This window comes from Saprospiraceae bacterium (assembly GCA_026129545.1).
In the GTDB taxonomy this organism is placed as follows: Bacteria; Bacteroidota; Bacteroidia; order Chitinophagales; family Saprospiraceae; genus M3007.
The window spans coordinates 745,595-758,493 of record JAHCHX010000001.1; the positions used below are offsets into that span (position 1 = coordinate 745,595).

A 12,899-nucleotide genomic window follows, 5' to 3' on the forward strand; every position below is an offset into this window, starting at 1 on the left:
GAACCAAATTTTTTCTAAAACCTCATTTTCTCCACTTCCCGTTGGAGATGTTCGCGCAAGGAATCGGGTGCGACCACCTCAATATCGAGATGGTAAAAGCCAAGAATGAAGTTGGAGAGGCCGTAGAAATTGCGGTTGACGTCGGCTTGAAAGTCGAAGAATTTAGGATTGACCGTCGGTTCTATGTAATTGCGTGTCAGAGGGTACCGCTCGATGAGTTCGTTGTAAGCTCCCACACTGAGGCGCAAATGAACATTCGTCTGCTGGTTGGTGACAATTCTGAAGGGGTCTGTCTTCATGATATTGTGATGACCCTCGTGTTGCCAGGGCTGGTCGGTGAGTTTTACGCGCACAAAGCGCGTAATCCGAAAATGCTGAACTGCATTTTTACTTATCTCAAAGGCATGGAGCATATCGTCGCCAGCGGCGATGTGAAAAGGCTCCACGAGGCGGTCACTAATCTGACCACTGTGAGAGGAGCGATACTCTTCCAGCACGACCATCCGTTTTTCGGCTTTTGCCTGCTCGAGCAAGTCAATCTTGGTAAGGTGCGGCTTGCGCAGGTTGGCAAAACCAAGTCGGCTGTAGTCGTAAAGCGAGTGCAATTTTTGCTTTAGCGCCGATTGTCTTTCGGGCGTAGTGCGCAGGTTGTCAATGGCTTCGTAGAGCAAAGCCCGTTCTTCTTCTGAAAAATAGAGCAACTCGCCCGCTTTTTTCAAAGGCTTGTCTTTGATGAAAAAATAGCGATATTTTTCATCGTAATCCATCTCGAACCCGGCGTTCACGAAGGCTTCAAAATCGCCAGTGATAGTGTCTGGGTGTACTGCGTAATTCGTGGCGAGTTCCTGCTTGGTGTAGCGTTTCGGCTGCTCGATAATCGCGCGCAGGATGCGCAGCAGGCGTATTTTGGTGCCATATTCTCTATCTTTTGGCATTGGCAAGATTGTTAAATTCGTGTTTCTGGTGCAATGATAACAACCCGCCCTAAAAACCACCAAATATATACCTTGATTCGTTAGGATTTGTCAGATGAACATGATTGATACCCCTGATTTTGAGCAGATTGCGATTGCAGCTATGCCCAAAACTTGGCGGAGCGAGGTATAGCAACTCCTTTTTCCCAAAAAAAACGCCCTCGCCCAACCAACGGCGCCTCTCACCCAACCAACGGTCGTTCCGGCCCACCTTCGACCGTTCCTCAATTCGCAGCCGCCGCTCGCAAGGTTTTCCGGCAGGCCGCGCCCTTGCCCCCGCAACTTTGCAGCACCAAACGGAATAAACATTCCTGCAAACATTTAAACTTGTCCAACACATGAAACACATTCTGATTCCACTGTTCGCCCTCTTCATCTCGGCGGCGCTATCCGCCCAGACGATGGAGCGGCAAGTCATCGGCGCGGGCGGCGGCTTCGTACAGACCACCGCAGGCTCCCTCCACTGGACTGCCGGCGAAATGGCCGTCTCGCCCCGCACAGCCCTCAACATCTACTGGGGCGAAGGCTTCCAGCAAGTGTGGGTGGCGCCGACGGTCTCCACCGATGGCCCCGATGCCGCGCCAGCCATTGCCCTCACCGTGTATCCCAACCCCGCTGCCGACTATCTGCGCGTGGAGTGCGACGCACCCTTGCAGGCGCAACTCTTCGACCTGAGCGGTCGGCCCGTGAGCGGTCTCGTGGCCGTGAACGGCGTGGCCGAGTTCAACCTCGGCAACTTGCCCGCAGGCCTCTACCTGCTTCGCGCCTTCGACGAACAAGGGCGCATGGCCGGTGTCGCCAAAGTGCAGCACATCCGTTGACCATTTTTTCAAACAAAAACATCTCTTTCTTTTCCTAAAAATTTTTCGAGTAACACAGCTATGAAACACATTCTTTCCATTGCGCTGGCCTTGTTCAGCGCCCTCACGCTCTTTGCCCAAACGGGCGCCCCGCAAGGCTTCAACTATCAGGCCGTGCCGCGCAAAGCCGATGGCAGCACCTTCAATGCAGGCCAAAACCTCAAAGTCCGCTTCTTCATCCGCGAGAACAGCGCCAACGGCACCGTGCGCTATGCCGAGGAACAAACCCTGACCGTCAATCAACAAGGCGCCATCAGCGCCGTAGTCGGTGCGGGCAACCCCGTGCAAGGCAACCCGAACAACCTGCAACTCGTGGACTGGGGCGCTGCCACCTACTTCCTCGCTGTCTGGATGGACGCGAACGGCAACAACACCTTCGAGGCCAACGAAAACTTCGGCGCCACCCAACTCATGTCGGTGCCTTACGCCCTCTACGCCCAAAAGTCGGCCAGCAGCATACCCGGCCCGCAAGGCCCTCCGGGACCACAAGGGCAGCAAGGCCCCGCCGGTCCTGCTGGTCCGCAAGGACCTGCCGGGCCACAGGGGCCGCAAGGTCTGCAAGGCCCACAGGGGCCTGCCGGGGCGGGCAACATCGGCGGCAGCGGCACGGTGGGCTACATCCCGAAATTCAGCACCAACGGCGTCACCCTCGGCAACTCGGTCATTTCGGAGCAAAACGGCAGCATCGGCATTGGCGCCAGCGACATAGGCGCCAACAAATTGAAAGTAGGAGGCGACCTCGGCGTGGACGGTCGGCTGCGCCTGACTGACATTTCCGGCAGCGGCAACGTTGGCCTAATCTACAAAACTGGTCCTGATTTGGCCACCAACCAGCCTTTTCGCCCCGGAACGGGTAACCTCGCCTTAGGCACGAGCGATTTTCGTTGGAAACTTTTTGGCAGCGACCTCGATGTGAGTGGTGCCGTGACCATCGGCTCGAATGGCAACATCAATTTCGGGCAAGGCAAAACCATCAGCAACGGCTCCGGTCAAACCATCACTTTCAACGCAGGCCTGCTTCCGAGCATTGACAACACCCGCTCGCTGGGCAGCTCGGGTAGCCGCTGGACGCAGGTTTGGGCCACCAACGGCGCCATCCAAACCTCCGATGCCCGCCTCAAGCGCGACATCCAGCCCCTCGCTTACGGCCTCAACGATTTGATGAAACTCCGCCCGGTCTCTTATCACTGGAACGAAAGCCGCGAGGGCGAACACCGCCACATCGGCTTCATCGCCCAGGAATTGCAGGCCACCCTGCCCGAAGTCGTGCTCGACCGCGAGTGGGCAGTCACCGATGAGGAAAAAGGCACGGGCGAATGGCGCCCCACCGAGCGGCTTGGTGTGGCCTATTCCGAAATCATCCCCGTCGCGGTGGCGGCCATTCAGGAGCAGCAGGCACAAATAGAGGCCTTGAAAGCCGAAAACGAAGCCCTCAAAGCCGACAAGGCCGACATCCATGCTCGCCTGAGCGCCCTCGAAGCCGCCTTGCAAAAGTTTGATTCGACCCCAAAGACCGCCGACTCGAAATTGGTTTTTGAAAAATAAATGTCACTGTCAAATGAAAATGGCCGCCGTGCGGAAAAGTCCGCGCGGCGGCTCTCTCAAACAACTCGAACCTCTCAAACCCCTCAAACCTCTCAAACCTCTCAACACTCTTAACCATCAACTTTTTTTAGCTATGAAGACCCTTCAATTTTTCCTGCTCATCTGCCTCGCCGCCGCGCTCTTTTCAGCGTGCAAAAAAGACAACGACTCCGGCAATGCCGCCATGCAAGGCACTTGGCAAGGCAAATGGGGCAGCGGCAATCAAGCCCCCTCGTACTTTCTCAAATTCAAAATGGAAAGCAACGGAAATATGCAACGATTAGACGAGCAGAATAAAGTCATTGCCAACGGCACCTGGACGCTCAACGGCATCGAATTCGAGTGCATCTACACCCATGTTTCCGACGGACAGGTTCACCGCATCGGCGGGCTTTACACCGATTTTGACAACACCATCATTGGTCGGTGGGGCTATTCCCCCAGCAAGGCCAACGGCGGCGAGATTGAATTGGTGAAGCAGTAACCGCGCGATGCCGACTGAATGCGATAGACCTTCCAAGTTTTGAAAACTTGGAAGGTCTGGATACCCAAGCCTCATTCATTTTGAATTGTAACTGCTTAGGCTGCCACAGATTCACACAAATTTTCACGGAGGAACGATAAATCAGGGCAAATCTGTGGAATCTGTGGCGATAAACACACACTGTCAAGTAGTTACTTTGAACTTTAAAAAGACGATTTTCCATGAAAAATATCTTGTTCGTGGCCGCGCTGCTGTGGGTGGGGACAACGTTTGCCCAAACGCCGCAAGGCTTTCACTACCAAGCCGTGCCGCGCAAAGCCGACGGCGCCACATTCCCCGCAGGCAGCACCCTGAAAGTGCTTTTTCAAATCCGCGAAAACACCGCCGACGGCCCCGTGCGCTACGCCGAGGTGCAAACGCTCACTGTCAACCCGCAAGGCGCCCTGAGCGCGGCAGTAGGCAGGGGCGATGCCGTAGTCGGGCAGCCACACGACTTTGAAGAGATAGATTGGGGAAAATACCCGCACTTCCTCGCCGTGTCGGCAGACCTGAACGGCAGCGGCTCGTTCGAGACCGACGAGAATTTTGGCGCCACCCAGATGCTCTCCGTCCCCTACGCACTCTACGCCGCCGAATCGGGCAGCAGCCTGCCCGGCCCCCAAGGGCCGAAAGGCGACAAGGGCGACAAAGGCGACGCTGGCGCGCAAGGCCCCGCAGGGCCGCAGGGTTTGCCCGGCGCCCAAGGGCCGAAAGGCGATAAGGGCGACAAAGGCGACACTGGCGCGCAAGGCCCCGCAGGGCCGCAGGGCGCCCAAGGGCCGAAAGGCAATAAGGGTGATAAAGGCGATGCTGGCGCGCAAGGCCCCGCAGGGCCGCAGGGTTTGCCCGGCGCCCAAGGGCCGAAAGGCGACAAGGGTGATAAAGGTGACGCTGGCCCTCAAGGACCTCCCGGTCCGACTTATTCCGCCGGACAGGGCATCAGCGTCAACGGCAGCACCATCGTCAACACGGGCGATTTGTCGCCGACCAACGAGCTGCAGACCCTTAGCCTGAACGGCAATCAACTCAGTATTTCGCAAGGCAATGCAGTGACGCTGCCCGGCGGAATAGGTGGAAATGGGGCTGCTGATTATTTGCCAAAGTTTACAAGCAACGGGGCCATCGGCAATTCTGTTGTTTTTGAAAGCAACGGCAAAGTAGGGGTGGGCACCACCAATTTCACAGGCAACAGCAGGCTTCAAGTAGCCGGCGACATCCGCTCGACGGGCGATGTCTCTGCTGCTGGTCTGCTGCTCGGCAGTGTTTCGCTGTTGCCGACTACCCCGGGCGCTTCTCTTCTTTTCAGCGGAAGTACTTTTTATCCGGGTTCAAATGGCAATGATTTGGGCAGAGATAACCTCCGGTGGGATGTTTGGGCGAAAGACACCCGTGTTTCCGATTACCTGTTTCTGGGAACAGAGGGCGCTGCCATGTACGCTGCGCTTGGGAATATCTACGTCATGGCCGCCAACTTGATTCCGTATAGCGACAATGCTCGAAATGTAGGCGCGTCCAATGCCCGCTGGAAAAATATTTACGCCACCAACGGCGTCATCCAAACCTCCGATGCCCGCCTCAAACGCGACATCCAACCCCTCGCTTACGGCCTCAACGATTTGATGAAACTCCGCCCGGTCTCTTATCACTGGAACGATAGCCGCGAGGGCGAACAGCGCCACATCGGTTTCATCGCCCAGGAACTGCAGGCTGCCCTGCCCGAAGTGGTACACGACCGCGAGTGGGTCGTCACCGACGAGGAAAAAGGCACGGGCGAATGGCGCCCCACCGAGCGGCTCGGCGTGGCCTATTCCGAAATCATCCCCGTCGCGGTGGCGGCCATTCAGGAGCAGCAGCGCCTCATCGAAAAACAGGCACAGCAAATCGAGGCTTTGGAGGCCCGCTTGCGGGCGTTGGAAGCCGCATCAAATCAAGGCAAATGATTCACTCCGAGCACCTTGAGCAGTTTTCCGAAAAGCTCGCCCGCATCGTTCGGGAAGAAGCGGAACGAGGCAACCGCATCGTCGAAACGGCGAAAGGCTGGCCCGAAACGCGCACCATCATCGTCTTTTTGGAAAAACCTTTTGTGGGCGATTACAGGCATCTGAAACTGACATTCAGAAACGTGGACGACCCGCACTACTGGAAATCGGAGTATTTCGACGAGCAGACAGGCCATGTGCTTGCCTGCAAATTCGGGGACAACATCTGAACACGCTACCATGAAAATCGCTGCAATCATCCTGACAGTCGCCTGCACCTTGCTCATTCCGGTTGCCGGGTTCATGGCGCTGTTCGCAGGCATGGCGATGGACGCGCCGGGAAGCGACAAATCGGTCGGCAAGTGGCTGTTCGTTTTTTCGATGATGCTTGCGCCCATTGCTTTGCTTGGAGCAGTCGTCAAGGCTTGGACGAGCATCATTCGTCATGAGTATTCAGTCGCGTTGTGGTGGTTGTTGCCGGGGCTGCTCCCCTTCGCACTAGCGATGCTGCTGCTTCATTTTAATTGGTTTGAAAAATAAAAATGCCATGACTTGGCTCACCCTGACTGCCGTCGGCATAGCGCTATTTCACCTGTGGCTCTACCTGTGGTATTTTCCGAAACACTGCCTGAGCGACAGAAAAGTGCCCCTCCGCGAGCGATACGCGGCATTTTTGGACTTCATTTTGAAAACAATGCGACGCTAACAAAAACAACTTTCAACCATTTCGCTATGAAAAACACGCATTTCCTTTGGCTGATGTCAACATTCATGTTTCTGACGGTCAGCACCCTGAATGCCCAAATCACCGACAGCCTTTTTGAAACTGAAAAAGAAGCCATCCGCCGCGTGGTCGCCAAAGAAACCGAGGACTATTACCGGCAGGACTTCGAGGCATGGAAAAGCAACTTCGTGCAAGCCGACTACTTCCGTCAACACGGCTATTGGGAAGGCTATCCCGAAAAAGTGAAGTACTACAACGGCTTCGACACCCTTCAGCAGGTCAAGGCCTTGCAGTTCGAGGAAAACCGCACCATCTGGAAAGGTTCTTATGAAAAGCGGTACAACGAAAACTTCCGAATTTTTGAAAACGTGGCTTGGTACACCTCCGAGCAGGAATCGTTCGACGGAACGACTCACCAGTTTCTCGGCAAATCGGTGGAAATCAGAATTTTGGAAAAACACGACGGCAAGTGGAAAATCGCTTACCTGGGTTTTCACTACCTGCCGTAGTCCCTTACAAATAACTTTGCCCAAAATTGAACAAAAGGTGTGACTCGACTTGTCGCCATCGCCCTTGCCCTTGCTCCGCTCTTCGCTGTGCAGGCACAGTTGCCGCAATACCACGCGCAGGTATTCGGGGCGGAGCAAGGCATCGGCGGCGGCGGCATTGCCGATATGTTCAAAGACAAGCAGCAGTTTTTGTGGGTGGTGAACAACGCCTCGCTTCAGCGATTCGATGGCCGCAACGTGCGCACTTACCCCTTTGAGCGCAACGTCCGGCAAGCGATTTGCGCGCGCGACAATCGTGTATGGGTTATTTCGGGGCAAAAGGTGTGGCGCAATCACGCAGACAAAGATGGATTCGGCGAAATGCCCTTCGACACCACCGGCGGCGCCACGCCCATTGCTTTGTTCCAAATGCCCGACCAGCCGTTATGTGTGTTGGCTTTGAATGGACTATTTGCATGGCGCGACAAGGAAGGCCGTTTCGAGCGCCTGCCCCAATCGCCGCCGATACCCCGCAACTACACCAACCTCTGGCGTTTCGATGTCTGTGGCAACACGCTTTTTTACCACGGTAAAGACAGTGTTCATGCCTACGATGTGACGACGCATCAGGCACGTTCGCTGCCTTTTGGACATGAAATCGCATATATGTACGCGCTCACGCCCGATTTGGTCGCGCTGACCGATTACAACTCGCAGACCTTTTGGTTCGACTTCGCTCGTAGCACGGCCAAACGGCTCGACCCGCGGCGATACGGGCTTTCGGAAGGCCGAACCATCGTCGGCATCACGGGCGCAGCGCCTTTGGGCAATGGTCGCTACCTGATGACCTCGCGCGTCGGCACCTTGGTCTACGACTTGCCCAAAGACCAGTTCACCCGCGAGCGCATCTATGCTGATGGAAAGCCCCTCGAACTGGAAAATCTCCTGGCGAGGGTTTGGATAGATGAAAACGGCACCCTCTGGGCGCACAATGTGAACAACATAGTCGCGGCAGGAAACCTGAGCCAGACCCTCGGCCTGCTGCGCAACCCGTACCCCGAACCGCCCAAAGCGTGGAACAACCGCACCATCGGGGCGGCAGCGGACGACCGCGGCAACCTGTGGTTTGGCGGCGCAGGCGGGTTCAAAAAACTCGACCTGAGCACCGGAAAAGTAACCCCCTATCACGCCGTGGAAAACGCCACCGACCGGCTTGCCCATCCGAGCGTGCGGGGTATGGGGTTCGACGGGCGCTACGTCGTCGTCGGTCCGACCGACAAGGGCGTGTGGCTGTTCGACCCGATTGCGGGCCGGTACCGTCGCCCCGTCTATGCCAGCGACAGCGTGCGCCGCGAATCGGAACGCGACTTCATTGACCACCTCGCCGTGCTGCGCAACGGCGACATCGTGGTGGCGGGGCGTTTTCACCCCTATCGCATCGAGGCCACGACGTACCGCATGGATTTTATCTCGTTTCCGGGCGACAGCAGCAATATGAACGCGGTTTTTCAGGACAAACAAGGCAGGGTTTGGTTGGGCTCCCACGGAGCCGTTTTTTGCCTCGACGAAAATTACCGCCTGCTCGCCACATATCCCTCCGAGAACGTTTTTTGCCTGCTTGGAGGCAGCACGGACGACGAGTTGCTAATCGGCACGGAAAAAGGGTTGCGTCACCTCTCGCTCCGCGCTGGCGCTACCAGGATGGACACCGTCCCAACTCCTGCGGAGGGCAACGGCATCACCAGCATGTTGCGAGACTCCCTGCAACGGCTTTGGTTAGGCTCTCTCGGCGGGCTTTTTCTGGCCGACCGAAACCTGACCGTTTTTAAAAAATTCGACTTCGCCGACAACATACAAGGCTTGGTGTTCAATGGCAGTTCTTGCCTCCAAGCGAGCAACGGCATGGCCTTTTTCGGCGGCATCAACGGCATCAATTATTTTTATCCTGAAAAAATCGCCATGGACGCTCATCGGCTCTCCGTCAGCATACAATCAGTGCGCATCAACGACCGCGACAGCGTGGCTTGGTGGCAGCCTGCGACAAAATTTGAGGTGCCTTTTGGTCAAAACACCTTGAGTTTTGAGGTGGCGGCGCCCTATTTCAACAACGCGGGCAAAGTGCAGTACCGCTACCGGCTCACGGGGCAGTCGGACGAATGGGTCAGCAACGGCGTGAGCAACCAAATCCGGCTGGCCAAACTGCCGGCGGGCGACTATCGGCTCGAAGTGGCGGCGAGCATCACGGGCAATGTGTGGCACGAAGCGCCCGAGGCGCTCGAGTTCAGCGTGTTGCCGCCGTTTTGGCAGACGTGGCCGTTCAGGCTTGGCGTGTTGGCGGCGCTGTCCGGCCTCTTGTTCGCCTTTGTTCGGTTCAGAGAAAATCGTTTGAAAAAACAACAACAAGCGCAGTTGGAATTGGAAAAACTGCAAAACACCAACCTGCTCTACCAACTCGAAACCGAACAGGTCATCAACTATTTCAGCCGCTCCATCGCTGCCAAAAGCACGGTGGAGGAGGCGCTGTGGGGTGTGGCGCAGCAGTGTATCGCCCGCTTGGGTTGGGAGGACTGCGTGATTTACCTGCTCGACGCGGAGCGCAACGTGCTGGTGCAAAAAGCCGCTTGGGGGCAAAAATCCGCTGCCGGGCAAACCATCGTCAACCCCATCGAAATTCCCGTCGGGCAGGGTATCGTGGGCGCGGTGGCTGCCACCGGGAAAGCCGAACTGCTCCACGACGCCGCCGCCGACCCGCGCTACATTGTGGACGATGCCGCCCGCGCCTCCGAACTCGCCGTGCCCATTCTGGCCGAGGGCCGCGTCATCGGCGTGATTGACAGCGAACACTCGCAGCAACATTTTTTCACCCCCTGGCACTTGCAAATCCTGACGGCCATCGCCTCCCTGTGCAGCAACAAAATCGCATTGGCGCAAACCGAGGAGGAAAAACGCCGCGCCTTGCTGGAAGCAGTGGAAAACCAGCGCCAAGCCGCCGAAGCGAAACTACAGAGCATGCGCCTGCAGATGAACCCGCACTTTTTGTTCAACGCGCTCAATTCCATCCAGCAAATGACGCTGAGCGGCAACGGCGACGGCGCTGCCATGTACCTTTCCAAATTCTCCAAACTGCTGCGCATGGTGCTCGCCCACAGCGACCACGAGCAGGTCAGCCTGCGCGAGGAAATGGCCATGCTCCGGCTCTACCTCGAACTCGAATCGCTGCGCTTCGACGACACCTTCGACTACACCCTCGACTGCCAGGACGCTCTCGACCAAGATGAATTCAAAGTGCCGCCCCTGCTCATCCAACCCTTTGTGGAAAACGCGATATGGCACGGGCTGCTCCACAAAGAAGGGCATCGCCACCTCAAAATTCACTTCGACACCACGACCGACGACCGCCTCCGATGCACCATCGAGGACAACGGCATAGGCCGCGCTGCCGCCCAAACATTTTCCCGCAACGGCGCGCACGCCGGCACCGCCACGCGCGTCGGTAACGAACGCATCGAAACCCTCAACCGCCGATATGGGCAGGACAATACGCTGGAAATTGTTGATTTGCAGGATGCAAACGGCATCTCAGCGGGAACAAGAGTTGTGATAGAATTCGATTGAAAATGACCTAATGACGAAATGACGAAACCATGCTCAAAGCCCTCATCATTGACGACGAACCCCGCGCTTCCGGCATCCTCGAACTGATGCTCGAACGGTTCGTGCCTGAAATAGAGCGGGTGTGGTGCTGCAACGACGCGCGCCGGGCTGCCGCCATGATTCACGACCTGAAACCCGACCTCGTGTTTCTCGATATCCGAATGCCCTACATGGACGGCTTCGAAGTGCTCAGCCAAATCCGCGACAAACGTTTCAAAATCATCTTCACCACCGCCTACAACGAGTACACCTTGCAGGCCATCCGATTCAGCGCCTTCGACTACCTGCTCAAGCCCGTGGACGTGCAGGAACTCATCAACGCCGTGCAACGCTACCTCGCCAGCCGCGACGAACTGGCCTTCCAGCCAGAACAGTTGCGCAACATACTCGCCAACCTGCAAACCAACGCGCCCGACCAATTCCGCCTCGCCGTGCCTACCAAAGACGGCATTCATTTTTTCCTGCCCTCCGAAATCGTGCGTCTCGAAGCGATGGGCGCTTACACGCAAATCCACCTGGCCAACAAACGGCACCTGCTTGTTTCCAAAACCCTCGGCGAATACGAGGAACTGCTCCGCGAACACGGCTTCCTGCGCACCCACAAATCGCACTTGGTCAATCGCGCCTTTGTCTCCTTCCTCGACCACGAGGGCTTTGTGGTGCTGCGCGACGGCGTGCGGGTGGAAGTGTCGCGCCGGCGCAAGGAGGAAGTGGGCGCGTCGTTGAGAGGGTAGGGTGCTGCCAAAAACAGTTTCTTGCTGTGATTTCGGAGATATTCGACCTAACGGAGGGCGCTTAACCAACTGATTCCCAGTTTTTACCAACACCTCACCTCTTCGAGGTGCTGAAATGAATTTGGAGAAATCAAACGTTTGCGGCATTTGAAATTTTATAAACATTTAGGCAAGGGGGGGCTTGCCACGTGTCTGGGCATAAAAGCATGACCTGTCCAAAATCATGACCGTCTAACAAACCCCGGCGAACCAAAGTATATTTTGATAGTGACTTTGACTACTTTTGTCACTCTTCATGCTTTTCGATGAACCCATATCGCCACTAGAACATATCGCCGAACATCCCGGAAAGGAAGCAGGCATATCCTTGTTTGTCAAGCGTGACGACCTTCTGCACCCCCACATTCAGGGCAACAAGTGGCGTAAGCTCGAGCCAATCATCCCGATGGTGAAGCAATCGTATCCCAGCGGCATCATCACTTTTGGCGGGCCGTTTTCCAATCATCTTCACGCGGTGGCAGTGGCGGGGCGCGTGTTCGACATTCCCACCTTCGGCATCGTGCGCGGAGAGCACGCCGATTTGAACAACCCCACGCTCCAAGCCTGTTGGTCCAATGGCATGATGCTTTTTCGCATCACCAAAGAGGAATACGACGCTTGCAAAAACCGTGGGGAGGAGTTGCTTGGGCGCGATTTGCCAAGACATTACATTTTGCCGGAAGGGGGTGCTACTGGCATGGCTGTAGAAAATTGCTCGAACATCGCGTGGGAAATTTTCATCCAACTGCTTCAATTTGACCAGACTCGCCAATTGCCCCAGCCACTTTATATCTGCGTGTCTGCCGGGACGGGCTGCACGGCAGCGGGCATCGTGCATGGCTTCGACGTTGACAATGGCCAAGTCTTGGTGTTTCCGGTGATGAACAAAGGCTTCGACACACGATATGTGCTTGATTTACTGGAAGAAACCCATGTGCGCAGCAGGGACGAACTTGTTGAGTTGGAACGGCGATTCAGCATCGTGCGCGACTACGAGTTCGGCGGATTTGCAAAAAAACACGAGGCGTTGCTCAAGTTTGCCCGAGACTTTCATGCACAAACAAGCATCCTGCTCGACCCCGTTTATACCTCGAAAATGATGTTTGGCATCTTCGATATGCTTGCCAAAGGCGATTTTTTGCCGGGCAGCACCGTGGTGGCGGTGCATACGGGCGGCTTGCAGGGCTGGGAGGGGTTTAGCGAAAGATATGGGGAGCCACTGTTTTTTTGAAATATATGCCTTGATTCGCTAGGATTTGTTAGATGAATATGATTGATGTTCTTGATTTTGAACAGATTGCGATTGCAGCCATGCCCAAAACCTAACGGCGCGAAGTATA

General features: G+C 56.0%; 12 protein-coding genes. 11 read left to right on the top strand and 1 reads right to left on the bottom strand.

Features of this window, described 5'->3' with window-relative positions; all coding sequences use genetic code 11:
* Nucleotides 1–14 precede the first annotated feature (14 nt).
* Entirely contained in the window at nt 15–935 is a 921-nt protein-coding gene (locus tag KIS77_02605) for a WYL domain-containing protein (protein MCW5921206.1), read from the bottom strand.
* Between the two features lie 377 nt (nt 936–1,312).
* Here KIS77_02605 and KIS77_02610 point away from each other — a divergent pair, with 377 nt between their 5' ends.
* From KIS77_02610 to KIS77_02660, 11 genes are all read left to right on the top strand, one after another.
* Nucleotides 1,313–1,795 carry a T9SS type A sorting domain-containing protein gene (locus KIS77_02610; protein MCW5921207.1) on the top strand — a complete coding sequence of 161 codons (483 nt, stop codon included), beginning with the start codon at nt 1,313–1,315 and terminating at the stop codon, nt 1,793–1,795.
* Between the two features lie 60 nt (nt 1,796–1,855).
* Nucleotides 1,856–3,379, top strand: coding sequence for a tail fiber domain-containing protein (locus KIS77_02615; GenBank protein ID MCW5921208.1), 1,524 nt, complete (start codon nt 1,856–1,858; stop codon nt 3,377–3,379).
* A gap of 133 nt (nt 3,380–3,512) precedes the next feature.
* Nucleotides 3,513–3,902 carry a hypothetical protein gene (locus tag KIS77_02620; protein ID MCW5921209.1) on the top strand — a complete coding sequence of 130 codons (390 nt, stop codon included), beginning with the start codon at nt 3,513–3,515 and terminating at the stop codon, nt 3,900–3,902.
* Between the two features lie 221 nt (nt 3,903–4,123).
* Nucleotides 4,124–5,881: a tail fiber domain-containing protein gene (locus KIS77_02625; protein ID MCW5921210.1), complete on the top strand. Its 1,758-nt coding sequence runs from the start codon at nt 4,124–4,126 to the stop codon at nt 5,879–5,881.
* Nucleotides 5,878–6,150, top strand: a complete 273-nt coding sequence (locus KIS77_02630) for a hypothetical protein (GenBank protein ID MCW5921211.1) — start codon at nt 5,878–5,880, stop codon at nt 6,148–6,150. Before KIS77_02625 ends, KIS77_02630 begins: the two co-directional genes overlap by 4 nt.
* Nucleotides 6,151–6,160: 10 nt before the next feature.
* Nucleotides 6,161–6,460: a hypothetical protein gene (locus KIS77_02635; GenBank protein ID MCW5921212.1), complete on the top strand. Its 300-nt coding sequence runs from the start codon at nt 6,161–6,163 to the stop codon at nt 6,458–6,460.
* 7 nt (nt 6,461–6,467) lie between these two features.
* A complete protein-coding gene (locus tag KIS77_02640) occupies nt 6,468–6,626 on the top strand; it encodes a hypothetical protein (protein ID MCW5921213.1) in 159 nt (52 codons plus the stop codon).
* Nucleotides 6,627–6,652: 26 nt separating this feature from the next.
* Nucleotides 6,653–7,153, top strand: a complete 501-nt coding sequence (locus tag KIS77_02645; protein MCW5921214.1) for a hypothetical protein — start codon at nt 6,653–6,655, stop codon at nt 7,151–7,153.
* A 39-nt stretch (nt 7,154–7,192) separates the two neighbouring features.
* Nucleotides 7,193–10,747, top strand: coding sequence for a histidine kinase (locus tag KIS77_02650; protein MCW5921215.1), 3,555 nt, complete (start codon nt 7,193–7,195; stop codon nt 10,745–10,747).
* A 29-nt stretch (nt 10,748–10,776) separates the two neighbouring features.
* Complete coding sequence (locus KIS77_02655) at nt 10,777–11,520, top strand: response regulator transcription factor (protein ID MCW5921216.1); 744 nt, start codon at nt 10,777–10,779, stop codon at nt 11,518–11,520.
* 295 nt (nt 11,521–11,815) lie between these two features.
* Nucleotides 11,816–12,790: a pyridoxal-phosphate dependent enzyme gene (locus tag KIS77_02660; protein ID MCW5921217.1), complete on the top strand. Its 975-nt coding sequence runs from the start codon at nt 11,816–11,818 to the stop codon at nt 12,788–12,790.
* The last annotated feature ends 109 nt before the right edge of the window (nt 12,791–12,899 follow it).